The organism is Pseudorhodobacter sp. E13, assembly GCF_003991405.1.
GTDB lineage: Bacteria > Pseudomonadota > Alphaproteobacteria > Rhodobacterales > Rhodobacteraceae > Pseudorhodobacter.
This window is the reverse complement of the sequence record NZ_RPEN01000157.1, coordinates 136,869-163,307: the sequence shown is the minus strand read 5'-3', so window position 1 is coordinate 163,307 and position 26,439 is coordinate 136,869. Positions and strand designations below refer to the sequence as shown.

Genomic DNA, 26,439 nt, shown 5'->3' with positions numbered 1-26,439 from the left:
GTTTAGCGGCTTGCAGCCTCAAACCGGCGCAGCAATTCGTTGCCACGGGTCACAGCACTGTCCAACGCTGTTTGCGCGTCTTTGCCACCGGACCAGACACCTTCCAGCTCTTCGTCGATGATCGTGCGGATCTGGTCGAAGTTGCCCAGACGGATGCCCTTGGAATTGGCGGTGGGCGTGTTCGTCGTCATCTGGATCACAGCGATATCGGTGCCTGGATTGGCCTCATAGAAACCAGCCTCGCGGGTGGCATCGCCTGCCGCTGCGGTGATCGGCAGATAGCCGGTATCCTGATGCCATTGCGCCTGCACCGGGGTCGAGGACAGATAGTTCAGGAATTCGGCAACACCTTTGTAATTCGCCTCATCCTTGCCTTCCATCACCCAAAGCGAGGCCCCGCCGATGATCGTGTTCAAAGGCGCACCTTCCACCCCTTCCCAATAGGGCAAGGGGCGCACGTCAAAGGCGAATTTTGCTTCGGCCTTGATACCTGCATAGCCAGCCGAGCTTTCGGTGAACAGCGCGCATTCACCGGCGCGGAAGTTTGCACCGCCTTCGTTGCGACGCCCGGCATAGATGAATTTGCCATCCTTGGCCCAGTCACCCATGGTCTGCACATGCTTGACCTGAAGCGGGCTGTTGAAGGCCAGTTCCGCATCCAGCCCGGCAAAGCCGTTGTCTTTGGTGGCAAAGGGCACGTTGTGATAGGCTGACAGGTTTTCCAGATGAATCCAGCTCTGCCAAGCCGTCGTCAGCGGGCAAGTGCTGCCTGCCGCTTTCAACTGATCCAGCACCGGGCCGATTTTATCCCATGTCGACAGGTCGACATCGGCATCAATCCCGGCAGCGGTCAGCGCATCGCGGTTCACCCACAGCACCGGCGTAGAGGAGTTGAACGGCAGCGACAGCATCTGGCCATCGGTATCGGTGTAATAGCCCTTTACCGCGCCGATATAGGCGTCTTGGTCAAAACTGGCACCCGCATCGGCCATCACCTGAAACACCGGCTTCACAGCACCTTTGGCCCCCATCATCGTGGCGGTGCCCACTTCGAACACCATCAGAATATCAGGCTGTTCACCCGCGCGGAACGCAGCAATCCCGGCATTCAGGGTTTCAGAATAGTTGCCCTTGTGGCTGGCAACGACCTTGTAGTCCGACTGCCCGCCGTTAAAGGCCACGACCTGCGCGTCCACCAGCTCTCCCAGACGGCCGGTGAAGGCATGCCAGAATTGAATCTCGGTCTGCGCGCTGGCGACCAGCGGCGACAACATCGTGGTTCCGGCGATCATTGCGCCGATTGCAAACTTCTTCATTGTATCCTCCCAACGTGGATGGCGGCCCGAACAGACAGGCCGATTGAACAAAAAGACGACACCGCCTTTGCGCCGTATCGCTCCTCCAACTCGCTAACGATACTCTATGAAAGTTATAAGACAACAGTATTTCTTTTTACATCGTCATAACATAATATTATGAAAATAGCAGCGCCCCAGTCAAATCAGGCCAAAGATGCACGCACGCTTTCAACTCCGGCAACTCGAAGCGCTGAATACCGTGGCGGAACACGGGTCGATGACCCGCGCCGCGTCCGATCTTGGCATCTCGCAACCTGCGGTCAGCCGGCTGATCTCGGACCTGTCCGAGGAAATGGGCTTTCAACTGTTCGACCGCCGCGAAGGCCGCCTTGTGCCCACGCAAGAGGCGCGATTCCTGCTGCCCGATATTCGCCGCATGCTGGAAATGATGAACCAGTTGCACGACACCAGCCGCAATATCACCACCCGCAAGGCAGGGCATCTGCGCGTGGCCTGCTTGCCCGGCTTTGCCACCAGCCACCTGCCCGACATCATCGCCCGCTTTCTGGCCGAACGCCCCGGCGTGACGGTGACAATCGAACCCGACCGCCCCGAACGTATTCTGGAATGGATCATCGGAGAGCAATATGACTGCGGTATCACCGACGGGTTCGAAGGCCACCCGGCGGTGGACAGTGAAACCGTGCTGATCCGGTCGGTCTGTGTCTTTCCCGCCGACCATCCGCTTTCGGCCAAGAAAACCATCACCCCCGCCGATCTGGCCGAGGAACGGCTGATCCATACCCGCCGTGACAGCGCCTTTTTCCGCGAGTTGAACGAGGCGTTTCTGGCCGCCGGGGTCGAAATCAAACCCGTGGTCGAAGCGCGCCAGTTTACCGCCGCTTGCGAATTGGTGGCGCGGCGGGTCGGGGTGTCCATCATCTCGGAACTGGATGCTGCGGGCTATCGTGCGCGCGGGTTGGCCTATCGGCCTTTTGCCCCTGCGATCCCGCACAGGTTGTCACTGGTGCGGCCCGTGCATAAACACCCGTCGATGATCACGCTGGAATTCATGGAGCTTTTCCGCGACAGCCTGCGCGGGTTTGAGCAGGCTTGAGGCGCGGCATGACAGCGAAACGCCCTAGTCAGGTTGAAAACCGCCGATCAATTGCCGCAACCCAAAGGCCGCGCCAACCGCAATCGCCGCCAAAGTGACTGGGCCGGACCAGGCAAGCGTGGCAAAGGCCGATACGCCTTGCCCCACCGAACAGCCAAGCGCGATCACGCCGCCCACGCCCATCATCGCAGCGCCAGACACCTGCCGCCCCAATTCGCGCGGGTCTTCGCAGGCCTCCCAGCGGAACAGCCCGCGCCAAATGGACCCCGCCAAGGCCCCGATCAACACTCCGCAGACAGAACCCACCGAAAAGGAAATTCCCCCGGCGGTAGAGGTCATCAACCAGATCAGCGTGCGGCCCAGCGGCGCGGTAAAGGACAAGCCTTCGACCTGCACTTCGCCCAAGCTGTCGGCGGCGATCCAACTGGTGGCGGCAAAAGACCAGACCACCGCAACCCCGGCCGCAATGCCCCAAGCCACCTGCCGGGGCCGGGCGCGCAAAGGCGCATGGGCCAGCGCCCAGCCCAGCAGCAAAGCCGCCAGAACTGCCGCAATCGCCAAAGGTGAGGCCCCAATCAACCCGCCCAGATCATAGGCGATGCCTTGCGGGCCACTGGCGTCTTGCTGCGGAAACAAGGTCGCGCGCAGCGGGGCAAGCGGGCCGGACAAAGCGACAAAGGCAAAAATGCCCATCACAACCACCACGACCAAAGACCGCAAATCACCGCCGCCAAAGCGCACCAAGGCCCCGAAACCGCAGTTTCCAGCCATCGCCATGCCATAACCGAACAGCAATCCGCCAAAGATCGAGGCAAGCGGGTTCCACGCGATCTGATGGTAAAAGCTGGCCGAAACATCAATCAGGCCCAGCGCATCGCCAAGGAAGGTGCCAAAAATCGCCACGCCCAGCACCACACCCCACAGCCGCAAGCGCCGCTGATCATTACCGTAAAGCGCGGATTCCAATGCGCCCAAGGTGCAAAAATCGCCCAACCGCGCCGCAAGTCCAAGGACCAGCCCCGCAACCAGCCCCGCCAAAGCCGCAATCGCGCCATATGGTATGCTGTCCACTCTTCGCCCCCTTTGGTGATTTCAGCTTGGGTTGCAGAACATGTCATAGACCAAGGCAACGGCCCGGACGACCTTGGGGTCTTGCAGCGAATAGAAGATCGCCTTGCCATCCCGCTGCGCCGAAACCAGCCCCTCCAGCCGCAGGCGGGCGAGTTGCTGGCTGACCGCCGCCTGCCGCGAGGACAGCAGGTTCTCCAACTCCGTCACGCTTTTGGGGCCAGAGGACAGGTGACATAAGATCATCAACCGCCCCTCATGCGCGAGCGCCTTGAGGAAATTGGCCGCCTCAAACGCGTTTTGCATCATCTGCTCAGGCGGAATCGAGGCGCAGGTTGCGCCGCTGATGATCTCTGTTGTTGGTCTGGCTGTGTCAGGCATCTGCGCCCCCACTCCTTCCCCGGTCTTGTGCGGCATCTTTGCCTGTGGCGACTATGGCACGAAAAGCGAAAGCGCCACAAAAAGTTTTCAAAGGGGCAGGTTAGTCTACCGTCGCACCTGCGTTTTTCAGCATCACCCCCAAGAGGCCGTAAAAGAAATCTTCGCCGGGGTAGCCTTCGATCCGGTCGATTTCCTGCCCGTCCCGCACCAGCACGAAGGTCGGGGTGAACACCGCCTTGCGGGCAAAAGTCACGCCTTCGGGCAAGGGCGCGCGCAGGTCCACCCGCGCCAAGGGGGCTGCTTTGCCTTCGGCAGTCAGGTGGTAGGCATCGCCCACCTCCTCATCCCAGCGGGCGCAATAGATGCATCCGGGCTGTTCCACCATATAAAGCGTCCACTCCTGTGCGCTTGCGGCATGTGGCGCGACCGCAGGCAACAGCAGCGCCAGCAGCGCGACCCGAAAGGCGAAGAAGAAAGCTTTGGCAGCGCTGCGCATGATTGACGACCCACTAAAATATATTCACATTGTAATATGAATCGATGTTGGCGCAAGCCCCCGCATGGCCGGGATTTTGGCCAAAGCCGGGGGGTTTCACACCCCCCGGACCCCCCGTGGGATATTTGGGCCGAAAAGAAAGAAGGCGGTGTCTGGCAATGTTTGAGATCAGTTATGGCGGCGCGGCCTTGGCGGGGCTGTTGAGTTTTCTGTCGCCCTGCATTTTGCCAATGGTGCCGTTTTACCTGTCTTATATGGCGGGGATTTCGATGCAGGAATTGCGCGGTGACGGGGCGATTGCACCGGGGGCACAGCGCAGGCTGGTCGGGTCTGCCATTGCCTTTGCTCTGGGAGTGACCAGCATCTTTGTCATGCTGGGCCTTGGGGCAACGGCGTTGGGGCAGGCATTCATTCAGTGGAAGGACCAGCTTTCCTATGTTGCGGCGGCGATCTTGCTGGTGTTTGGCCTACATTTCCTTGGGATCATCAAGGTGCCGTTTTTATATCGCGAAGCGCGGCTTGACGCAAAGACAGAGCCGACCAGCCTGATCGGGGCCTATGTCATGGGGCTGGCCTTTGGGTTTGGCTGGACGCCCTGTGTGGGGCCCGCATTGGCGGCGATCTTGATGGTGGCCAGTGGTATGGGCGATTTGTGGCAAGGTGGCAGCTTGCTGTTGGTTTATGGGCTGGCCATGACCCTGCCTTTCGTCATCGCCGCGCTGTTTGCCAAGCCGTTTCTGGCTTGGGTCGGGCGCAACCGCAAATACCTTGGCCATGTGGAAAAGGTAATGGGCGCGATGTTGATTCTGTTTGCGGTTCTGATCGCGACGAATTCGGTCAATTACATTGCAGATTTCATGATCCGGAACTTCGACTGGTCCGGCACACTCAGATAACGGGAGGCCCTTATGACGCGTCTTTTCACCTTATTGGCCATGGTTTTTGCCCTTGCCCTGCCGGTTTCGGCGGCAGATCTGGGCGATGACGGTTTGCACAAGCCAGCATGGCTGCGCGACACGTTCAAGGATTTGTCCGAGGATCTGGCCGAGGCCAATGCGACCGGCAAGCGGCTGTTGGTGATCTGGGAGCAGCGCGGCTGCATTTATTGCACCAAGATGCATGAAGAAGTGTTTCCCGACCCCAAGATCGAAGCCCTGATTTCCGAGAATTACTTTGTCGTGCAGATGAACCTGTTTGGCGATGTCGAGGTGACAGATTTTGACGGCACCACCCTGCCGGAAAAGGAAATGGCCCAGCGCTGGGGCGTTGTTTTCACCCCGACAATGATGTTCTTCCCTGAAGAGGTGGCCGAGGGCCAGACCGCGCAGCAAGCCGCCATCGTCTCTATGCCCGGCGCCTTTGGCAAAGGCACGACCGCGGCCTTGTTGACCTGGATCAAGGACAAGGAATACCTGAGCGGCGAACACTTCCAGAAATACCTCGCGCGGACCATGGCCGATCAAGGGTGATGGCGCATTGACCTGCTCTCTGGCCGCATGATTGCGGTAACACCAAGAAGATATGCAATAATTGAAATATCATTATTGCATACCATGGGATGCTTGGTCTATCCTCGGATTCGGAGGAAACAGGGAGGTCTTCGAATGAAGCGCCAATTTATGCTTGGCATGGCGATTTCTGCGTTCAGCGCGGGTGTTGCCATGGCAGAAGTTGCGCCGGAAACCGTGGCATACACGGAAGGTGCAGTTGAACAATCACTGAGCGGAACACCGGGCAACCCGGAAGAGGGCAAGAAGGTTTTTGCGACGGCTGGTCTGGGCAATTGCGTGGCGTGCCATGCGGCCGAAATCAGCAAGGACATTCCGTTCCCCGGAACGGTTGGCCCGGCGCTTGACGGTGCGGCCGACCGCTGGAGCGAGGCCCAGCTTCGCGGCATCGTCGCGAATGCCAAAATGACATTCGACGGCACCGTTATGCCCTCGTTCTACAAAACATCCGGCTATATCCGCCCCGGCGATGCCTATACCGGCAAAGCAGGCACTGAGCCGCTGCCGCCGATTCTGACCGCGCAGCAGATCGAAGACGTCGTCGCCTATCTGATGACGTTCAAAGAATAAACCGTGACACCCCTGTCCGGCACAAGGCCCGGACGCGACTGAGGAGTGATGAGATGATCCTTTCAAGAAGAGAAGCGCTTGTGCTTGCACTGGGAAGCGTGGCTGCCGCTGCGATCCCGCTGCCCGCATTGGCAAGTGTAGAAGAGGCTGTTGCGGCCTTTACCGGCGGTGCGGCTGTCACCGATGGCGCTGGCGTTACGCTGACCGCCCCTGAAATCGCCGAAAACGGCAACACCGTTCCGGTTTCCGTAGATGCGCCCGGCGCCTCTGCGATCATGGTGCTTGCGGCTGGCAACCCGACCCCCGCGGTTGCGACCTTTACCTTCGGCGAACTGGCCGGGGCGCATATGGCCTCTACCCGGATTCGCCTGTCCAAGACGCAAGACGTGATTGCAATCGCCAAACTGGCAGATGGCAGCTTCGTGCGCACGTCTTCGGAAGTTAAGGTCACCATCGGCGGCTGCGGCGGCTGATTTAGGGAGAAAAACACATGGCAAACGATGTAAAACCCCGCGTGAAAGTGCCGAAATCAGCCAAGGCTGGTGAGGCTGTCGTGCTGAAAACGCTGATCAGCCACCCGATGGAATCCGGCCAGCGCAAGGACAAAGACGGCAACGTGATCCCGCGTTCGATCATCAACCGCTTCACCTGCGATTTCAACGGCAAGAACGTCATCGACGTGAAGCTGGAGCCTGCGATCTCTACCAACCCCTATATCGAATTTGAGGCGGTTGTCGGCGAAGCAGGCGAGTTCAAGTTCACATGGTATGATGACGATGGCTCTGTCTATGAGGACAGCAAGCCGATCGAAATCGCTTGATCGCCGCAGCAGCATATAGGGAGGAAACAGTATGACGCAGCGGACAATCAAGACGGCACTGGCCGCAACCGCAATTCTTGGCTTCGCCTTTACCGGCGCGGCCATGGCAGAGCCGGTCGATGATGCGCTTGTCATCGACGGCACTGAAATCACCATTCGTGCGCCGGCCCCGGCGCATCTCGACGGCGCCTTGACCGAGTTGATCTCGGGCTGGGCGTTCCGCGATACCGAAACCCGCGCCATGCAGATGGACGATTTCGACAATCCCGGCATGATCTTTGTGGATCGTGGGCTTGATGCGTGGAACGCCGTGCAGGGCACCGAAGGCAAATCCTGCGCCTCTTGCCACGAAGGCCCGGAAAGCATGAAGGGCCTGCGCGCCGTGACACCGCGCGTCGATGAAAAGACCGGCAAGGTCATGAACATCGAGGCCTATGTCAACGACTGCCGCACGACCCGCATGGGGGCAGAAGCGTTGAACCTGCGCGGCAGCGAGATGACCGATATGCTCGCGCTGATCTCGTTCCAGTCGCGCGGCGAGTTGGTGAATGTTGCCATTGATGGGGCGGCAGCGCCGTTCTACGAAAAAGGTAAAGAAATCTACTATACCCGTTACGGCCAGTTGGAACTGTCCTGCGCAAGCTGCCATGAGGATAACTATGGCAACTACATCCGCTCGGACCATTTGTCCCAAGGCCATATCAACGGCTTTCCGGTGTATCGCCTGAAGGACGCAGGCCTTGTCTCGCCGCAAAGCCGCTTTGTCGGTTGCGTGCGGGATACCCGCGCCGAAACCTTTGCGGCGGGTTCGGATGAATTCAACGCGCTGGAACTGTATGTCGCTGCGCGCGGCAATGGTCTGGCGGTTGAAGGCGTATCGGTGCGCCACTAACCAATAGCGGGTGCCCGGCACGCTCGGGCACCCGCCTATTCGTTTGGAAATTTAGAAAATCTGGCATCTGCTCTCCCGCCCTGTTTGGGCGCACGGGAAAGGTTTGTCTGCAAGGAAAGGATCACAGCATGATCTCGCGGCGCGAGTTTTTACAGGCCTCGGTGGCCGCATCGGCGCTTTACGGTGCCTCTGGCGTTGGCAACTGGTCACGCCTTGCAGCGCAGCAGGCCCTGACTCAGGATCAGCTTTTGCAGTTTGATGCTTTCGGCAATGTCACCCTGATCCACATCACCGACATCCACGCCCAGCTAAAGCCGATCTGGTTCCGCGAGCCGGAAATCAATATCGGCGTGGGCGAGGTGAAAGGCGTGCCGCCCCATATCACCGGGATGGATTTCATCAAGCAGTTCAACCTGCAACCCGGCAGCCCCGAAGCCTATGCCCTGACCTATGAGGATTTTGTCGCGCTGGGCAAAACCTATGGCAAAATGGGCGGGATGGACCGCGTGGCCACCGTCGTCAAATCCATCCGCGCCGAACGCCCCGAGGCGATCTTGCTGGATGGCGGCGATACCTGGCACGGCTCCATGACCTCGCTTCTGACCAAGGGACAGGACGTGGTGAACGTCATGAACAAGCTGGGCGTCGAGGCGATGACCTCGCATTGGGAATGGACGCTGGGCACCGAACGCGTCAAGGAAATCGTCGAAGGCTTGCCCTTCCCCTTCCTTGGCCAGAACATCTTTGACGCCGAATGGGATGAACCCGCCTTTGACCCCTATACATGGTTCGAACGCGGTGGCGCGAAAATCGCCGTGATCGGCCAAGCCTTCCCCTATATGCCCATCGCCAACCCCGGCTGGATGTTCCCCGAATACTCCTTTGGTATCCGCGATGAACGCATGCAGGAAATGGTGGATGAGGTGCGCGCCGAAGGGGCGGACCTTGTGGTCGTGTTGTCGCACAACGGCTTTGACGTGGATCGCAAGATGGCCTCTCGCGTGTCGGGCATCGACGTGATCCTGACGGGCCACACCCATGACGCCATCCCCGAGCCGGTTCTGGTCGGCGAAACCATCCTGATCGCCTCTGGCTCCCACGGCAAATATGTCAGCCGCGTCGATCTGGATGTGCGCGATGGCAAGATGATGGGCTTCCGCCACAAGCTGATCCCGATCTTTGCCGATGTCATCACCCCCGATGCCGAAATGGCCGCGCTGATCGACGCCGAGCGTGCGCCCTTCAAGGAGCAGTTGGAAGAGGTTGTCGGCAAAACCGAAAGCCTGCTGTATCGGCGCGGCAACTTCAACGGCACATGGGATGATCTGATCTGCGACGCCATGCTGTCGGAACGTGACGCCGAGATTGTCATGTCGCCCGGCGTGCGCTGGGGGGCCTCTGTGATGCCGGGGGAAAACATCACCCGCGAAGATATCTACAACGCCACCTCCATGACCTACCCGAACTGCTATCGCACGGAAATGACAGGCGAATTCCTGAATGTCATTCTCGAAGACGTGGCCGATAACCTGTTCAACCCCGACCCCTATTACCAGCAAGGCGGTGATATGGTGCGCGTGGGTGGCATGGGCTTTGCGATTGACGTGGGCCAACCCATGGGTAAGCGCATTTCCGAAATGACCCTGCTGAAAACCGGCGAGGCGATTGACCCCGCGCGCAACTATGTCGTTGCGGGCTGGGCATCGGTCAATGAAGGCACCGAAGGCCCGCCCATCTGGGACGTGGTCGAAAGCCATATCCGCAAGATCGGCACGATTAAACTAGACCCCAATACCTCGGTCAAAGTGACCGGGGCCTGACCCATCAACAACCGCTTTAGAAAGGTTTCGTCATGTCAAACGAACCCAAATCAGGCACAACCCGGCGCGGCTTTCTGGCCGCCTCTGCCGCGACAGGCACCGCCCTTGTCGCCAATGCCGCAAGTGCGCAAACCCCTGATCCGCTGATCACCGAGGTGCAGGAATGGGCCTCGGGTCTGGGCGAGGGCGTCGATGCCACCCCCTACGGCCTGCCGATCCGCTTTGAATCCGATGTGGTGCGCCGCAACGTATCGTGGCTGACGGCGGATGTGATCTCCTCCATCAACTTCACGCCGATTCACGCGCTAGATGGCACGATCACCCCGCAAGGCTGCGCGTTTGAGCGTCACCATTCCGGCGCGATTGAGCTGGCAAAGGAAGATTACCGCCTGATGATCAACGGGTTGGTTGATACGCCGCTGGTCTTTACCTATGCCGATCTAGAACGCTTTCCCCGCGTCACCCGCACCTTCTTTCTGGAATGTGCCGCCAACACAGGGATGGAATGGGCCGGCGCGCAGCTTAACGGCTCGCAGTTCACCCATGGTATGATTCACAACATGGAATATACCGGCGTCACCCTGCGCACCTTGCTGGACGAAGCGGGTATCAAGCCCGAAGGCACCTGGCTGTTTGTCGAAGGGGCCGATGCCTCGTCCAACGGGCGTTCCATCCCGATGGAAAAGGCGCTGGACGATTGCATGATCGCTTTCAAGGCCAATGGCGAAGCGCTGCGCATGGAACATGGCTATCCGGTGCGTCTGGTCGTGCCGGGCTGGGAAGGCAACCTCTGGGTCAAGTGGCTGCGCCGCATGGAAGTGACCGACGCGCCGGTGGAAAGCCGCGAGGAAACCTCCAAATACACCGACACGATGGAAGATGGCACCAGCCGCAAATGGACTTGGGTGATGGATGCGAAATCCGTCGTCACCTCGCCCAGCCCGCAAGTGCCGATCACCCATGGTCACGGCCCCTTGGTCATCACCGGCTTGGCATGGTCAGGCCGCGGTGCCGTGACGGGCGTAGATGTGTCGCTGGACGGTGGCAAAACGTGGAAACAGGCGCGGCTTGCCGCCCCCGGCCAGCCAATGGCGCTGACCCGGTTCTACTTCGATCACAACTGGCAGGGCGAAGAAATGCTGCTGCAATCGCGCGTGACCGACAGCACCGGCTATGTTCAACCGACCAAGGCACAACTGCGCGAAGTGCGCGGCGTGAATTCGGTCTATCATAACAACTGTATCCAAACCTGGTGGGTCAAACCAAACGGGGAGGCTGAAAATGTCGAAGTTTCTTAATCTGGCCTTTGCGGCAACGCTGCTGGCAACCCCCGCAATCGCGGGCGATTTCGGCCTTGGCCGTCCCGCCTTGCCCGAAGAAATCGCCGCATGGGACAAAGATGTGCGCCCCGATGGCCTTGGCCTGCCCGAAGGCTCTGGTGACGCCATCGTCGGTGAGGAAGTCTTTGCCGAAAAATGCGCCGCCTGCCATGGCGATTTTGCCGAAGGCATCGACAACTGGCCCAAGCTTGCGGGCGGCATGAACACGCTGAACCGCGACGACCCGCTGAAAACCGTGGGCAGCTATTGGCCGCATCTGTCAACGGTATGGGATTACGTCAACCGCTCCATGCCCTTCGGCGCGGCGCAGACGCTGGAACCCGATGAGGTTTACGCCATCGTCGCCTATATCCTCTATTCCAACAACCTGATCGAGGATGACTTCGTTCTGTCGAATGAAAACCTTGCTTCGTTCGAATTGCCGAACGCAGGCGGGTTCTTTGTCGATGACCGGGAAACCACCGAATACCCGCAGTTTTCGCAAGCTGCCTGCATGGAAAACTGCAAGGATGAGGTAAAGATCACCATGCACGCCAGCGTGCTGGATGTGACCCCCGGTGATCCGACCGATGGCGAAGGCCCGCCGCCCGGCGCCGCTGTCGAAGGGGGTGCCGCCGCGCCCGCAGCAGAGCCTGCCGCCGAACCAGCCGCAGAACCCACTGCCGCACCCGCTGCCGAGCCTGAGAAGAAAGCCGAAGAGGCCGCCCCCGAAGCAGCACCCGCTGTCGAAGTGGCCGCCGCTGACCCGGAACTGGTCGCCGCAGGCGAAAAGGTGTTCAAGAAATGCGCCGCCTGCCATAAGGTTGGTGACGGTGCCAAAAACAGCACCGGCCCTATCCTTAACGGCGTCGTGGGCAATGCCATCGGCGCGGTTGACGGCTTCAAATACTCTGCCGATATGGCCGAAGCGGGCGCGAATGGCATGATCTGGGATGATGCAACCCTGCATGCTTTCCTTGAAAAGCCGAAATCGGTCATCGCAAAGACCAAGATGTCCTTTGCCGGGCTGCGCAAAGTCGAAGAGCGTGACGCCGTCATCGCCTATCTTGCAACCTTCGGGCAATAACATGGGGAGCGGGCGTTTCCTCCTCGCCCTTCTCCTTACAGCACCTGGGCTTGTCGGCCCGGGTGCTGCGGAAACCTTGGGCGATGCCGCGAAAGGCGCGGATATTTTCGGAAAAGAGTGCAAGCAATGCCATATGGTCGGCCCCGATGCCAAAAACCGCATCGGACCCAGCCTGAACGGCATTTATGGCCGCCGTGCGGGCAGCATGGACGGTTTCAAATATTCCAAATCCATGGCGCGGATGGGCGCGGACGGGCTGGACTGGACGATCGAACGTCTGGACGCCTATATCGAAAACCCCAAGGCGCTGGTATCCGGCACCCGCATGAACTATCGCGGCCTTACTGACCCTACGCAACGCCATGATCTGATGGCCTTTCTGCGTGACTATTCCGACAGCCCGCAAAACATTCCCGAAGCGCAACCCACCGCCATCCGCACCGTGCCCGACCTTGCGCCCGAAATCCTCGCACTGGAAGGCGACCCGGAATATGGCGAATACCTGTCGGCCGAATGCACCACCTGCCACCAAAAAGATGGCAGCGCCGATGGCATCCCCTCTATCACCAATTGGCCCGAAGAAGATTTTGTCGCGGCCTTGCATGCCTATAAGGTGAAACTCCGGCCCCATCCTGTGATGCAGATGATGGCAGGCCGCCTGTCGAATGAGGAGATAGCGGCGCTGGCTGCCTATTACGCGACGATCGAAGACTAATCATAAAGGGAGGAAGACAAGATGACACTGAACAGAAGACTTTTCCTAGGCTCGCTGACAGCAACACTCGCCGCCCCCATGGTCATGGCACAATCTGCCAAACCGCGCGTTGTCGTGGTGGGTGGGGGCGCAGGCGGCGCAACCGTTGCCCGCTATCTGGCGAAAGATAGCAAAGGCGAGATGGATGTCGTGCTGATCGAACCGGCGCGCACCTATTACACCTGTTTCTTCTCAAACCTCTACCTCGGCGGGTTCCGCACCTTTGAAAGCCTTGGTCACACCTATGGCAAGCTGGCGGCTGACTATGGCATCAACGTGGTGCATGATTATGCCGTGGGCGTGGACCGTGATGCCAAGACCGTCACGCTCGCCTCTGGGTCCAGCCTTGGCTATGACAAGCTGGTCCTGTCGCCCGGCATCGATTTTGTCGAAGGCTCGGTTCCCGGCTGGTCGGTTGAATCGCAAAACGCCATGCCGCATGCCTATAAGGGCGGCAGCCAGACCCAGCTATTGATGGCGCAACTGGCCGCGATGCCCGCAGGCGGCACCTTTGCCATGGTTGCCCCGCCCAACCCCTACCGCTGCCCCCCCGGCCCGTATGAGCGGATTTCAATGGTTGCCAGCCACCTGAAGGCCAATAACCCGACCGCGAAAATCCTGCTGTTGGACCCGAAGGACAAATTCTCCAAACAGGGTCTGTTCGAAGAAGGCTGGAACAAGCATTACTCGGGCATGATCACCCGCATCGGCCCCGATATGGGCGGCAACGCAATTGAGGTGCGCCCCGATACGATGGAAGTCGTGGTCGATGGCGAGGCTGAAAAGGTAGACATGTGCAACGTCATCCCCGGCCAGCGCGCAGGCAATATCGCCAGCCTTGCGGGTGTCACCGAAGGCAACTGGGCCCCGGTGCATCCCGACAGCATGTTGTCGAAACTTGACGAGAACGTCTATGTTCTGGGCGATTCCACCGATCAGGGCGACATGCCGAAATCGGGCTTCTCGGCCAATAGCCAAGCCAAGGTTGCCGCCAATCACATTCGCGGCGCGCTGACAGGCTCCAAGGTGTTCCCGGCGAAATATTCCAACACCTGCTGGTCACTGATTGCGGCGGATGATGGCGTGAAGGTCGGTGCCAGCTATGAACCGACCCCGGAAAAGATCGCCTCGGTCGAAAGCTTCATCAGCCAGACGGGCGAAGATGCCGCCCTGCGCAAGGCAACTTATGAAGAAAGCATCGGTTGGTATACCGGCATCACGACCGATATGTTCGGTTGACCGTTGCGATGGGCCGCGTTCAGGCGGCCCATCCTTCCAAAGGATAAAACTATGAAAAGACGTGACTTTCTGGCCCTTTCCGCCGCAGCCCTCACCCTGCCCCGCGCAGGTTTTGCCGCCAGTGAGCTGGCCTTGGGTGATGGCAAACTGATCACCCTGTCAGATGGCAACCTGACCCTGCCGGGTGATTTCGTGCTGGCGGCGATGGATGCCGACGCCGCCGCCGCGATGCGCCAGAAATACAACCTCGCCGCCGACAGCTACACCCCGCCCTGCAATCTGACCCTGTATCAGGATGGCACCCGCAACGTGCTGTTTGATGTCGGCGCTGGCCCTGATTTCATGCCCTCGGCCGGTAAGCTGGATGCGGCGCTGGAGGCAGCAAACCTTACCCATGACGATATCACCCATGTCATCTTTACCCATGCCCACCCCGACCACCTTTGGGGCCTGCTGGATGATTTTGACGAACCGAAATTCGCCAATGCCGAATATCTGATCGGGCAGGCAGAATTTGACTATTGGACCAATCCGGAAACCGTCAACACCATTGGTCAGGCCCGCACCACATTCGCGGCGGGGGCGGCGCGTCGCCTTGATATTCTGGCCGAACAGCTACAGTTCTTCAACGATGGCGAAGAACCCGTTCCCGGCGTCATCGCCCGCCTGTCCGCAGGCCACACCCCCGGCCACATGTCCTTTATCGTCGGCGGCAAGGTGATGGTGCTGGGCGATGCCATTTCCAACAATTTCGTGGCCTTCGAACAGCCCGGCTTTGCCTCACCATCCGATCAGGATCCCGATATGGCCGCCGCCACCCGCATCAGCCTGCTGGACCAGATCACCGCTGACGGGCTTGCCGTCTCGGGCTTTCACCTGCCCGGCGGTGGGCTTGGCAACGTCACCCGCCAAGGCGACAGCTACAGCTACGTCGAAGGATAACCCATGCGCGCGCTCGCCCTCCTGCTCCTCGCCACCCCGGCCTTTGCCTCCGAGGATATCCCCGACCAATACCCGCAGTCGGTGCTGTATTCCAAACCGGTGGAGGTGATTCCGCATGTGTTTTCCGCTATCGGGGCCACCGCGCCGCCGACCTATGAAAACGCGGGCCATAACAACAACCTGTCCTTCATCGTCACGGGTGACGGCGTTGTCGTGGTGAATTCCGGCGCGTCCTATCTGCTGGCACGCGCCCTGCATGATGAGATCAAGATCGTCACAGACCAACCGGTGAAACTGGTGATCAATGAAAACGGCCAAGGCCATGCCATGCTGGGCAACAATTACTGGATCGAACAAGGCGTGCCCGTGCTGGCACATGAGGATGCCGCCGCAGAGTTTGAACACAGCTCTGGCCAAGGGCTTATCGCGCTCAAGGCCTATGCCCGCGAAAACGCCGAAGGCACCGACCCGATGGGCCCCACCGAAACCTTCACCGACAAGCGCGAGATCACGATGGGCGATTTTCGGATCGAGGTGCTGCACCTTGGCCCCGCCCATAGCCCCGGTGACACGCAGGTCTGGCTACCCGATCAAGGGCTGATGATTGCGGGCGACATCGCCTTTCACGAACGCATGCCCCCGATCTTTGAAGGCACCTGCACAAGCTGCTGGATCGAAACATGGGAAGGCCCGCTGACCGAACTGTCACCGACCTATATCATTCCCGGCCACGGCCACCCGACCAATTTTGCGCAAGTCACCCGCTATACCCGCGATTACCTTGTCTATTTGCGCGGAAAGGTCGGTGAACATCTTGATGCAGGCGGCGACCTTGCCGGGGCGTTTTATGTCGATCAATCGCCCTATGCCCATCTGGACACGTTTGAGGAACTCGCCACCAAGAACGCAGGCGTGGTTTTTGCGGAAATGGAGTTTGAATAGCCGCGAAAACCCTGCTCCCCCCTTGCGGTCGCTTTGAAACCTGCAACACTCGGCGCAACAAGAATTTTCAACGAAAATTCGCGGCTGCATCGGGGGGGTTCCATGGCTGACGAGATCGCAAAACGCTATGCTGCGGCGCAAACTATCGCGCGCGAGGCTGGGGCGCTGGGCCTGCGCTATTTCAACAGCTTCGACACCCTGACCATCGAATCCAAATCGCATCAGGATTTCGTCTCCGAGGCGGATAAGAACGTCGAAACCCTTGTGCGCGCTGCCATCGCTGCGGCTTTCCCCGAAGACGCGATTGTGGGCGAGGAAGACGCCCCCACGCGCGGCACCTCGGGCTTTACTTGGGTCATCGACCCCATTGATGGCACCACCAATTTCATTCACGGCATCCCGCAATGGTGCGTGGCCATTGCCATCGTGCAAAATGCGCAAACCGTGGTGGGCGTCATCCACGACGCCGTGCATGATGAATGTAACCACGCCATGCGCGGCGCAGGTGCCTTTTGCAACGACAAGCCGATCCGGGTGCTTCAAGGCCGCCCGCTGACCAACGGCTCGCTGGGCGTGGGCTTTTCGGGGCGCACCCGCGCCTCTGGCAATGTCATCACCTTGATTGACCTGATTACACGCGCAGGGGGCGTGTTCTGGCGCAACGGCTCTGGCGCGCTCAGCTTGGCTTATGTCGCGCAAGGCAAGCTTCTGGGCTATGTCGAAGAACACATGAACGCTTGGGATTGCCTTGCCGGTCAATTGATGATCGCCGAGGCAGGCGGCAAGGTGGAACGCCAGGACGCTGATGAGATGATAAAAAACGGCGGCCGCGTCGTCGTGGCCACCGCTGAATTGTTTGACGAAGTGCAGGATCTGGCGAACAAATCCTACACGTCCTAAGGGGTTACTTCGCCTTTTTCTTCGGCTCGGTTTTCTCTGCTGCGGCGGGCTCCGCTGCGGCAGGCTTTGCTGGCACTTGCAACGGGGCATTCACATCAATCCCCACCACGCCCAGAACCGCCTGCGCGGCCTCTGCACCTTTTTTCAGGAAATGCTGCGCAAAGAAATTCACATGCTCATTCGTCGGCTGGAAGTGGTGCGGCGTCAGGCTGACCGAGAACACCGGCACCCCGGTTTTCATCTGCGCCTCCATCAAGCCGTTCACCACGGCGGCGGCCACGAAATCATGCCGGTAGATGCCACCATCCACCACAAGTGCTGCTGCGACAATGGCGTCAAACTTGCCGGTGCCTGCCAGTTTCTGCGCCAGAAGCGGCATCTCGAACGCGCCGGGCACGTCATAGGTCACCACATGGGCATCCAGCCCGATGGCTTTCATTTCCTCGACAAAGCCCACCAGCGCCTGATCGACGATCCCGGCGTGCCAGCGTGCCTTGATAAAGGCGATTGTCAGTTTTTTAGTCATAGGAACCTTCCCTTTACATGTCAGGCCCCCAAGGCGCGGCCGGGGCAGTTAACTGCCCGAACCGTTGTCCCTTCCATCCGGACTATACCGTCGGCCCCGGAATTACACCGGGTCTGCTGACCCAAGCGCTTCAACCGAAACGCAAGGCGCTCGCGGGCTATCACCGCCGGTGGGGAATTGCACCCCGCCCCGAGAACGCGCCCACCTAAAACCATCGCAATTGCAATGGCAACCCGTCACCCGATGGGATCGAAGTGATCCGCCGCAAAAACCGTGTGGATGACATGGCCGTCCAGCATATCAATCAACGGCTTTGAGGCCGCCTTGCTGGCCCAGCGCGTATCGGATGCCAACGCTTCGGCGATATGCGCCCGTTCCGCGAATGTCATCGCCATGACCAGCGGAAAGCGGCTGTCGTCATCATCGCTTTCCACATCGCGCATCACCCGCAGTTCCAGCAGATGCGGAAAGGCCTGCCAATGCGGCAACACATGCTCTTGCCAATGGGCATGGAAGGCCGCCTCCATCCCCGGCTTGATCTGCCCTTTGAAAAAAGCGCATCGGATAAACATAAGCCCCCCTTTTGTTTCCTGCCCCAATCGGCGTGCCGCTATCGTTAACAGCCCCGCCGCAAAAAGAAAGCGCGGCGCGGCAGACCGCGAGGGATACCGCCAATTTGCCACAAAGTTATCTAAATGGCGCCGCGTGGCTCGTTCAGAAACAAAGCCACTCTCGCGCGCAGATTGCGCCCGATTCTTGAACGGTTAACGGATGGTCACGAATACAAACACCAACCCAGGGGCGCAGACCAATCAGACGATCACGGCCTCGTCTGGCACGGATACGCTGACGGGTGGCTTGGGCAATGACACCATCAACGGCTTGGCGGGCAATGATTTCCTGCGCGGCGATGGCGCGGTGCAAGGCGCGTGGCATTATGAAACCTTCAACTACAACTTTTCATCGGCCAATGGTCAGGCCTTCACCCCTGCGGCCTTTACCACCGCTACCCGCACCGGTTCCGGCTATGTCACCGATTTTGACGAAGGCGGCATCACCAATACGATGCGCGGTGTGGCGGCAAGCACAAACCCCGAAGATTTCGGGGTGGTCTATACCTCTACCCTGAACGTCACCACGGGTGGCACCTATCGGCTGACAACCTCCTCCGATGATGGCTCCACCGTGCAGATCTTCAACTCCGCCGGCGTGCCGCTGAATTTCAGCAACCAGACAGGCGGGACGCTGAACTACCTGAACAACGATTTTCACCAAAGCACGACGACCCGCTGGGGCGATGTGGTTTTGGCACCGGGCCAGACCTATACGATCCAGATCCGCTATTGGGAAAATCTGGGGGCCGATACGCTGGCCGCCACCATCAACGGGCCGGATACGGGCGGGGCCACGCAAAACCTGCTCACCTCACCCATGCTGGGGCTGCCGCCGGGGCCAAGCTATTCGGTCACCGGCACCGCGATGGGGGTCGAAGGCAATGACGTGCTGGATGGCGGCGCGGGCAATGATACGATCTATGGCGATGGCGGCAATGACTCGCTGCTCGGTGGTGCCGATAACGATCTGCTTTACGGTGGCACCGGGAATGACACCCTGTTCGGTGGCACAGGCAATGACACGCTTTACGGTGATGATAGCAGCGACAGCCTGAACGGCGATGACGGCACCGATCTGCTTTATGGCGGTGCGGGCAATGATACCCTGAATGGTGGCGCGGGTGCCGACACGCTTTACGGCGATGATGGCAATGACAGCCTGCGCGGCGATGCCGACAATGACACGCTTTATGGCGGCGCAGGTCTGGATACGCTGAACGGCGATGATGGCAATGATGCGCTTTATGGCGGGGCCGATGCCGACCAGCTTTTCGGCGGCCTGGGCAGCGACAGCCTGTTCGGCGGCACCGGGGCCGATACGCTTTATGGCGGCGATGGCGCTGACAGCCTGAGCGGCGACGATGGCAATGACAGCCTGTTCGGCGGGCTGGGCGATGACACATTGCTTGGCGGTCTGGGCAATGACACGCTTTACGGTGACGATGGCAATGACAGCCTGAACGGCGACGCGGGCAATGACAGCCTGTTCGGGGGCGCGGGAAATGACACGCTGAACGGCGGCGCGGGGAACAACACCCTGACAGGCGGCGCGGGAAATGACCGGTTTATCTATACCATCGGCAGCAACCTGACGATCAGTGATCTGAACCTCGGAAACTCTGGTGGTATTCTTGATGGCGACCAGACCAACAACGATTTCCTTGATCTGTCGGCCTTCTACACCAACCTGAACGAATTGCGCGACGACTTCTCGGATGATGGTATCCTGAATCAGTCGGTCGGGGATTATTCCGATAACACGGCGCTGGGCGGGTCGATCATACTGACAGGGATCACCCGCACAGATCTGACCACCGATAACATCAACGTCGCCTGCTTTACCGCTGGCACGCAGATTGAAACCGCAGATGGCCCCGCGCTGATCGAAAGCCTGACCGCAGGCACCCTGATCCGCACGCTGGACCATGGCTTGCAACCCTTGCGCGCGGTTCTGACCCGGTCTGTTCCCGGCGATGGCCGCTTTGCCCCGATCCGCTTTCACGCCGGCGCTTTGGGCAATCATCGCGCCTTTTCCACCTCTCCCGCGCATCGGATGCTGATCGCGGATTGGCGGGCCGAGCTGCTGTTTGGAGAGTCCGAGGTGCTGATCTCGGCCCGCGCGCTGGTGAATGATTGCACCATCACCCGCGCCCCTTGCGACCGTGTCACCTATTACCACCTGCTGCTGGACCGGCATGAGATCATCTTTGCCGAAGGCATTGCGACCGAAAGCTATCAGCACGGCGCCTTTGCAGACGACCCGGGGGTAGAGGCAGAGCTGGACGCGCTTTTCCCCGGCCTTTTGCCTGCACCAAGTGACAGCGCACGCCCATCCCTGCGCGGGTATGAGGCCGCAGCCCTGTTGTCACTCCCGCAGCGCCGTGCCGCCTGAACCGCTTTCCTTTTGCCGCCTGATTGGGCAGGGTTGCCCTGAATGATTGGCAGGAAGGGCGCGGCATGGGGTTGATTTACGCAATCATGGCCTTGCTGCAAGGGCTGATGCAGGTGCTGTATTGGGCGCTTGTGCTGGGGGTGCCGGGGCTGCTGCTGTGGAAGCTGTGGCAAAACCGCCGCCGCCCCTTTTGGCTGGTGATCTGGGCGGCCTTGGCTGTGGTCTGGATGCTGCCCATGGCGGTGGAATATACGCGCGACCGGATGCTGGCCAAATGGGTCACCACCTTGCCCGCGGCACCCGTCCTGATGCTGCCGCCGGAGGCCAGACTCGCGCTGGAAACCGGCACCCTGAACCCGGACACCGGGCGCGCGCAGTTCAGCGAATGTGCGGGCCGCGAATACGACAGCCCGCTTTGTGATTTTTCGCTGGGGGCAGAGCTTGCGGTGCAGGGCCACAGCCTTGCCTTGCTTGGGCCAGAGGGCGCGCAGCACCTTGATTGGCAACACGCCCCTGATTGCGATTTTTATCAATCCGCCGATAATACGCTGCCAGACCCGCTTGTCGCCTATCTGATCGCGCAAGGCATCTGCCTGCGCGCCGCCGCGCCCACGGCGCCCGGCGTCACGCTGGCCTATCACAGCGCCCCTATCCCCGGCTTTCCGGGCCAGACCTATGGCCAGATCATCGCGACCAGCCCATCGCAGTCCACCACACTAACCGCTTTTCGGCTGGACCGTCCGGTGTTTCCGGCCCTTTGGGGTTTGCATTGGTTGCCCGTGCTGGCGGGTCTCTTGCCGCAGAAAACCAACGATCTGCGCTTTGGCCAACCCATGGGCGAAGCGACAATCGCGGGCCTTCCCCCCGGCAGCCTTCAGGCACTGGTCTATGCACAGGGCTGGGGTATCGGTCCGGCCTATGATCCCGACGTGCAGGCGGTTCTGGCGCAGCGCTTTCCCTATCAGCCGGAACGCGCCTTGCCCGCCTTGCGCAGCGGTGGCTTTTTCCCCACCCGCTACGCGATAGAACTGGTCTGCGCCCCCGGTTTTCGCGCCAGCATCACCCCGGAAACAGTGGCCGAACTGCGCAGCATTGCGACCCAATCAACCGTGATCGGCAATGATTACCCGCGCCAACTGGCCCAACAGGCGCTGGCCGATGGCTGTGGCAAAGGGCTGTAGCGCGGGTTAACCGGGCACCAGCACCGGACCAGAGGCCGCAAAGGACAGCTTGACCTCATCACCGATGCTTAGCGGTTGGGTCACATCATCCAGCACCGCGAACAGGCTGCCAAACGCCGCCTCGACTGTATATTCCATCCGGCTGCCGACATAGGTCGCCTTGGCAATCCGCGCGGGCATGCCTTGCCCTTCGGCATCAATCCGCACCCGGCTGGGCCGCACCGCAACCCGCGCCTTGCCCGGCTGCAACCCGCGCGCGGCCAGCTTATGCCGGAAAGACCCGATTCCGATTTCGGCCATATCGCCCGAAACGCTCAGAATCTCACAAGGGATCAAATTCGCCTCACCGATGAAATCCGCGACAAAGGCATCCGCCGGGGCTTCATACAGATCGCGCGGCGTGCCCTTTTGGGCGATGCCCGCATTGCGCATCACCACAATCTCATCCGAAACGGCCAAAGCCTCTTCCTGATCATGGGTCACATAAACCACGGTCAGGCCAAGGTTTTGCTGAATCTCGCGGATTTCCTCGCGCACTTGGCGGCGCAGCTTGGCATCAAGGTTCGACAGCGGCTCATCGAACAGCAACACCTGCGGCTCCAGCACCAGCGCGCGGGCCACGGCCACGCGTTGCTGCTGCCCACCCGAAAGCTCGCTTGGCAGGCGGTTGCCATAGCCTTCCAGCCCGACCAGCCCCAAACCCGCAATGGCCCTGTCCTTCGTCTCGGCCTTGTCAAAACCAGAAAACTTCAACCCATAGCTGACGTTTTCCATCACCGTCATATGCGGAAACAGGGCATAGGACTGGAACACCATCGACACATCGCGATCCGTCGCGGGCAGAGTCGTCACATCCTTGTCGCCGATGAAAATCTGGCCTTTGCTGGCCATCTCCAGCCCGGCAATCATCCGCAGGGTCGTGGTCTTGCCGCAGCCCGAAGGCCCCAGCAACGTCACCAGCGACCCGGCTGCCACCTCCAGATCAATGTTATCCACCGCCACGACATCGCGGCCGTAAACCTTCGTGACATTGCGAAAACTGACCGAGGCCGCCTTGGCGTTGATCTTGACCATGTTAATGCCCCCCAGAATGTGAACTGCGCCGCCCGATTTTCGTGCGGCCAACCGCCAGTTGCAGCATCCCAACCGCAAACAGCATCACGAAAATCAGCGCCGTCGAATAGGCAATCGCCAGACCGTAATCGTTGTTTTCCACCCGCCCGATGATATAGCTGGTCGCCATGTCATAGCGCGCCGACACAAGGAAGATCACCGCCGAAATCGCCGTCATCGCCCGCACGAAGCTGTAAACCAGCGCCGCCAGAATGGCAGGCCGCAGCAAGGGCAGGATGACCAGCCGGAAGGTCTGCCAAGAATTCGCCCCCAGGGTCAGCGACGATTCATCCAGCGATTTGTCCAGCTGGCTCATGGACGCGATGCCTGCACGCACGCCCACCGGCATGTTGCGGAACACAAAGCTGACCACCAGAATGATACCGGTGCCCGTAATCTCAATCGGGGGGACGTTGAAAGCCAGAATATAGGCGACCCCGATCACGGTGCCGGGAATGGCAAAGGACAGCATGGTGCCAAACTCGAACGACTTTTTGCCCGCGAAATTCTGCCGCGTCAGCAGATAAGCGGTAATCAGCCCCACCGCCGCCGTAAACGGTGCCGCGATGGTGGCGATCATGATCGTCGTCCAGAAACTATCCCAGGCCGACCCGGTCCAGCGCAAGCCATTGTCGCCCCAACTCAGCGCGAAGGCGGTTTTGTAATGCGTCAGCGTCAGGCTGTTATCCACGCCCCAAAGCTGCACGAAAGACCCGTAAACGATGTAGACATAGACCGCGATCGTAAACAGCCCCCACAGCCCCGCGATCACATAGACCGGCAGCGCCAAGCCCAGCGGCATCTGCGGATGCACCCCCGCATCGCCTTTGCCCGTCACCGTGGTATAGCTTTTCTTGCCCAGCCAGAACCGCTGCAAATAAAACGCACCCAGCGTGAACCCCAGCAGGATCATCGCCAGAATGGCCGCACGGCTTTGGTCATATTGCGCGCCGACAATGGCAAAGAAAATCTCGGTGCTCAGCACATCGAAATTGCCACCCAGCACCAAGGGGTTGCCGAAATCGGCCATGCTTTCGATGAAGCCCAGCAGGAACGCATTTGCCAGACCGGGCCGCATCAGGGGCAAGGACACGGTGCGAAAGGTCTGCCAACGGTTCGCCCGCAGGGTTTGCGCGGCTTCCTCCATGCTGGGGGAAACGCCTTCGACCACACCGATCAGCACCAGAAAGGCAATCGGGGTAAAGGCCAGAACCTGCGCAATCAGAACCCCCGGCAGCCCATAAAGCCAGCGCGTCGGCTGCATGCCGAACACCTCGGCCACCCATTGCGTCACGGTGCCCGACAGCCCGAACAGCAAGATCAGCGCAAGCCCGATCACGAAAGGCGGGGTGATGATGGGCAGCACCGTCAACGCCCGCAGGCTTTGCTTGAACCGAAAGCCGGAGCGGGTCAGCACCAGCGCGAAAATCAGCCCCAGAACCGTTGTCAGCACTCCGACCAGCACAGCAAGGAACAGCGAATTCCACGCCGCACCGCAGCTTGTGCCGCTAAAGCACCCAAGGCCCCAGATGCGCCGATCCACGAATTTGCCGAAAAACTCGATAATCGAATAGCCGCCATCATCCGACACAAAGGCTGCACCCAGCATCTTGACGATGGGGAAAAATACAAAGATCGACACAACCGCGATCACACCGCCAATCGCCGCCGTCACAAACACATCGCCATTCACCGCACCGCGCGCCGCGATGCCTTGGGTGAACAGAAACAGAAAAGACGAGGCCACGATCAGCGCGCCGTAACCCATGCCGAACTGCCGGTCGCCCAATTCACCGAACAGCGCCGTCATCCAGGCATAGTTATAGCCGCGCAACCCAATGCCCAAGCCTTGCGCGATCATCCACGCAAAGCCAAAGCCGCCCGCGATTATCAGCACCTTGCCATAAAGCGGGTCCGTCTTGCGCCTGCGCATCACGACCAAAGGTGCCAGCAACGCCAGCAGCATCGGGGCCAGCCACAGCTTTTTTCCCTGCGCAATGAGCGCCGCCGCAGGGGCATAGTCGGAATGCAGGGGATAGCCGTCAAACAGCCATTCAAAGGTGTAAAAATCCTCCACCCCATACCAGGGGAGGAGGACATACCCGACCCACCCGGCAATGATCCAGAACATCAAAACCGGGTGGCGGGTGCTTTCACTTGTGGCAATGCGCACAGGGCTTACTGCGGCAACGTAGAGACTTCATTGTCCCACTTTTCCAGCAGGCGCTTGCGCTCATCCGAGGAACCGTAAAGCTTGAAATCATAGTCGATCAGCTTGATCAGATCCATGTTCGGTGCCTTGTCGGACGAGGTTGCAGCCTTGTTCGAGGCCACCTGAAACGCGTTGACCTGCAACGCAAGGTTCTGCGCCTCGGCGCTCAGCGCCCAGTCATAGAACTGCTTGGCCTCATCCATGTTGCGCGCGCCTTTGATGATCGACATCGACCCGATTTCATAGCCGGTGCCTTCGCATGGCGCCACGGTCACAACCGGAAAGCCCGCAACGGTTTGCGCCACTGAATCATGCATGAACACAATGCCGACGGTGGTTTCGCCCGTGCCCGCTGCCTTGATCGGGGCAGAGCCGGATTTGGTGTATTGGTTGATATTGGCATGCAGGCGCTTCATGTAGTCAAAGCCCTTTTCTTCGCCAAACAACTGCACCATCGTCGCCAGCGTGGTATAGGCGGTGCCCGACGAATTCGGGTTTGCCATCTGCACATGGCCCTTGAATTCCGGCTTGGTCAGGTCTTCCCAGCAGGTAGGCGCGGGCAGGTTGTTATCGGCCAAAAGCTTGGTGTTATAGCCAAAGCCCAGCGCGCCGGAATAAATGCCAATGGTCTTGTCACCTGCCGAAGTGGCCTGCTTGATCGCCCAGTCGTGCAACTGGTCGCGCATCGCGGAAACATAGGGTTCCGTCAGGTCCTCCTCGGCGGCTTGCAGATGGGGATCACCGGTGCCGCCCCACCACACATCGCCCTTCGGGTTCACTTCTTCGGCCTTGATCTGGGCAAATGTCTCACCCGAGGATTTGCGGGTCATATCCACATCAATGCCCGTCGCCTCTTCAAAGCTGCGCGCCATCAACTGGCACCAATCTTCCTGCGCCGAGCAATAGAGGTTCAACTTGCCAGCCGCCATCGCGCTGGTGGCCGACAGACCCGTGGCCAATGCCAATACGGACGCGGCGAGTGTGTAGTTACGCATGATTCCCTCCCTGGACATCTCATTATGTATGTTCTTATGACGCAAGGTTGCATCGCTCTGCCCAAGCATGCAACTGATTTTGTGAAACCCTGATGACAGAGCGGGCAGCCGGGCCGCTTTTTTCCGCGCTGCCCGGTGCAGGGTTTCGGCGCGCGCCACAAGGCGGTGCAACAGCGTTGACAGCCGGCAACCTTCAACAGCACAGTGAAGCAGCGTAGCCCCCATGCGCCCTGTTTGGCGACCAAAACCGCGA

General features: G+C 59.9%; 26 protein-coding genes and 1 riboswitch. Of the genes, 17 read left to right on the top strand and 9 right to left on the bottom strand.

The window, feature by feature from the left end; translation table 11 throughout:
* Positions 1–2: 2 nt before the first annotated feature.
* Positions 3–1,316 carry a sn-glycerol-3-phosphate ABC transporter substrate-binding protein UgpB gene (gene ugpB, locus EGN72_RS13080; protein WP_127048293.1) on the bottom strand — a complete coding sequence of 438 codons (1,314 nt, stop codon included), beginning with the start codon at positions 1,314–1,316 and terminating at the stop codon, positions 3–5.
* 196 nt (positions 1,317–1,512) lie between these two features.
* Here ugpB and EGN72_RS13075 point away from each other — a divergent pair, with 196 nt between their 5' ends.
* Positions 1,513–2,415, top strand: coding sequence for a LysR substrate-binding domain-containing protein (locus EGN72_RS13075; protein ID WP_127048291.1), 903 nt, complete (start codon positions 1,513–1,515; stop codon positions 2,413–2,415).
* A 24-nt stretch (positions 2,416–2,439) separates the two neighbouring features.
* Here EGN72_RS13075 and EGN72_RS13070 read toward each other — a convergent pair whose 3' ends face one another.
* The 3 genes from EGN72_RS13070 to EGN72_RS13060 form a co-directional block, all read right to left on the bottom strand.
* Positions 2,440–3,486, bottom strand: a complete 1,047-nt coding sequence (locus tag EGN72_RS13070) for a YeeE/YedE family protein (RefSeq protein WP_127048289.1) — start codon at positions 3,484–3,486, stop codon at positions 2,440–2,442.
* Between the two features lie 21 nt (positions 3,487–3,507).
* Positions 3,508–3,864, bottom strand: a complete 357-nt coding sequence (locus tag EGN72_RS13065) for a helix-turn-helix transcriptional regulator (protein ID WP_127048287.1) — start codon at positions 3,862–3,864, stop codon at positions 3,508–3,510.
* Between the two features lie 100 nt (positions 3,865–3,964).
* On the bottom strand, positions 3,965–4,360 hold the full coding sequence (locus tag EGN72_RS13060; protein WP_127048285.1) for a thioredoxin family protein: 396 nt from the start codon (positions 4,358–4,360) through the stop codon (positions 3,965–3,967).
* A 158-nt stretch (positions 4,361–4,518) separates the two neighbouring features.
* Here EGN72_RS13060 and EGN72_RS13055 point away from each other — a divergent pair, with 158 nt between their 5' ends.
* The 14 genes from EGN72_RS13055 to EGN72_RS12990 all read left to right on the top strand — a co-directional run bounded on the left by EGN72_RS13055 (position 4,519) and on the right by EGN72_RS12990 (position 17,153).
* Positions 4,519–5,256 (top strand): cytochrome c biogenesis CcdA family protein, encoded by a 738-nt coding sequence (locus EGN72_RS13055; protein ID WP_127048284.1) that lies wholly within the window; start codon positions 4,519–4,521, stop codon positions 5,254–5,256.
* 12 nt (positions 5,257–5,268) lie between these two features.
* The gene (locus tag EGN72_RS13050; RefSeq protein ID WP_127048282.1) at positions 5,269–5,829 is read left to right on the top strand and encodes a thioredoxin family protein; all 561 of its coding nucleotides are present in this window, start codon (positions 5,269–5,271) and stop codon (positions 5,827–5,829) included.
* A 135-nt stretch (positions 5,830–5,964) separates the two neighbouring features.
* Positions 5,965–6,438: a sulfur oxidation c-type cytochrome SoxX gene (gene soxX / locus EGN72_RS13045; RefSeq protein ID WP_127048280.1), complete on the top strand. Its 474-nt coding sequence runs from the start codon at positions 5,965–5,967 to the stop codon at positions 6,436–6,438.
* 53 nt (positions 6,439–6,491) lie between these two features.
* Positions 6,492–6,911, top strand: coding sequence for a thiosulfate oxidation carrier protein SoxY (gene soxY / locus EGN72_RS13040; protein WP_127048278.1), 420 nt, complete (start codon positions 6,492–6,494; stop codon positions 6,909–6,911).
* Between the two features lie 17 nt (positions 6,912–6,928).
* A complete protein-coding gene (gene soxZ, locus EGN72_RS13035; protein ID WP_127048276.1) occupies positions 6,929–7,258 on the top strand; it encodes a thiosulfate oxidation carrier complex protein SoxZ in 330 nt (109 codons plus the stop codon).
* A gap of 31 nt (positions 7,259–7,289) precedes the next feature.
* Positions 7,290–8,150 (top strand): sulfur oxidation c-type cytochrome SoxA, encoded by an 861-nt coding sequence (soxA, locus tag EGN72_RS13030; RefSeq protein WP_127048274.1) that lies wholly within the window; start codon positions 7,290–7,292, stop codon positions 8,148–8,150.
* Positions 8,151–8,278: 128 nt separating this feature from the next.
* Positions 8,279–9,970, top strand: a complete 1,692-nt coding sequence (soxB, locus tag EGN72_RS13025; protein ID WP_127048273.1) for a thiosulfohydrolase SoxB — start codon at positions 8,279–8,281, stop codon at positions 9,968–9,970.
* Between the two features lie 32 nt (positions 9,971–10,002).
* The gene (soxC, locus tag EGN72_RS13020) at positions 10,003–11,268 is read left to right on the top strand and encodes a sulfite dehydrogenase (protein ID WP_127048271.1); all 1,266 of its coding nucleotides are present in this window, start codon (positions 10,003–10,005) and stop codon (positions 11,266–11,268) included.
* Positions 11,252–12,376, top strand: coding sequence for a c-type cytochrome (locus EGN72_RS13015; protein WP_127048269.1), 1,125 nt, complete (start codon positions 11,252–11,254; stop codon positions 12,374–12,376). Before soxC ends, EGN72_RS13015 begins: the two co-directional genes overlap by 17 nt.
* 1 nt (position 12,377) lies before the next feature.
* Positions 12,378–13,091: a c-type cytochrome gene (locus tag EGN72_RS13010; RefSeq protein WP_127048267.1), complete on the top strand. Its 714-nt coding sequence runs from the start codon at positions 12,378–12,380 to the stop codon at positions 13,089–13,091.
* Between the two features lie 21 nt (positions 13,092–13,112).
* Complete coding sequence (locus tag EGN72_RS13005) at positions 13,113–14,369, top strand: NAD(P)/FAD-dependent oxidoreductase (RefSeq protein WP_127048265.1); 1,257 nt, start codon at positions 13,113–13,115, stop codon at positions 14,367–14,369.
* A gap of 51 nt (positions 14,370–14,420) precedes the next feature.
* Positions 14,421–15,311, top strand: a complete 891-nt coding sequence (locus EGN72_RS13000; protein WP_127048264.1) for an MBL fold metallo-hydrolase — start codon at positions 14,421–14,423, stop codon at positions 15,309–15,311.
* Positions 15,312–15,314: 3 nt separating this feature from the next.
* Entirely contained in the window at positions 15,315–16,253 is a 939-nt protein-coding gene (locus EGN72_RS12995) for an MBL fold metallo-hydrolase (protein WP_127048262.1), read from the top strand.
* 102 nt (positions 16,254–16,355) lie between these two features.
* The gene (locus EGN72_RS12990) at positions 16,356–17,153 is read left to right on the top strand and encodes an inositol monophosphatase (RefSeq protein WP_127048260.1); all 798 of its coding nucleotides are present in this window, start codon (positions 16,356–16,358) and stop codon (positions 17,151–17,153) included.
* Positions 17,154–17,157: 4 nt separating this feature from the next.
* On the opposite strand, the gene EGN72_RS12985 is transcribed toward EGN72_RS12990, so the two are convergent.
* Entirely contained in the window at positions 17,158–17,679 is a 522-nt protein-coding gene (locus tag EGN72_RS12985) for a 6,7-dimethyl-8-ribityllumazine synthase (RefSeq protein ID WP_127048258.1), read from the bottom strand.
* A 61-nt stretch (positions 17,680–17,740) separates the two neighbouring features.
* Positions 17,741–17,880, bottom strand: a riboswitch (FMN riboswitch).
* Positions 17,881–17,915: 35 nt separating this feature from the next.
* Complete coding sequence (locus tag EGN72_RS12980; RefSeq protein WP_127048257.1) at positions 17,916–18,251, bottom strand: hypothetical protein; 336 nt, start codon at positions 18,249–18,251, stop codon at positions 17,916–17,918.
* 199 nt (positions 18,252–18,450) lie between these two features.
* Here EGN72_RS12980 and EGN72_RS12975 point away from each other — a divergent pair, with 199 nt between their 5' ends.
* Positions 18,451–20,685: a Hint domain-containing protein gene (locus EGN72_RS12975; RefSeq protein ID WP_127048255.1), complete on the top strand. Its 2,235-nt coding sequence runs from the start codon at positions 18,451–18,453 to the stop codon at positions 20,683–20,685.
* 65 nt (positions 20,686–20,750) lie between these two features.
* Positions 20,751–21,866, top strand: a complete 1,116-nt coding sequence (locus tag EGN72_RS12970) for a hypothetical protein (protein WP_127048253.1) — start codon at positions 20,751–20,753, stop codon at positions 21,864–21,866.
* A 6-nt stretch (positions 21,867–21,872) separates the two neighbouring features.
* Here EGN72_RS12970 and EGN72_RS12965 read toward each other — a convergent pair whose 3' ends face one another.
* Genes EGN72_RS12965 through EGN72_RS12955 form a run of 3 tightly spaced genes read right to left on the bottom strand, consistent with a single transcriptional unit; the run spans position 21,873 to position 26,186 of the window.
* The gene (locus EGN72_RS12965; protein ID WP_127048251.1) at positions 21,873–22,940 is read right to left on the bottom strand and encodes an ABC transporter ATP-binding protein; all 1,068 of its coding nucleotides are present in this window, start codon (positions 22,938–22,940) and stop codon (positions 21,873–21,875) included.
* Between the two features lies 1 nt (position 22,941).
* The gene (locus EGN72_RS12960) at positions 22,942–25,110 is read right to left on the bottom strand and encodes an iron ABC transporter permease (protein ID WP_199743745.1); all 2,169 of its coding nucleotides are present in this window, start codon (positions 25,108–25,110) and stop codon (positions 22,942–22,944) included.
* A gap of 47 nt (positions 25,111–25,157) precedes the next feature.
* Positions 25,158–26,186 (bottom strand): ABC transporter substrate-binding protein, encoded by a 1,029-nt coding sequence (locus EGN72_RS12955; RefSeq protein WP_127048248.1) that lies wholly within the window; start codon positions 26,184–26,186, stop codon positions 25,158–25,160.
* Positions 26,187–26,439 lie beyond the last annotated feature (253 nt).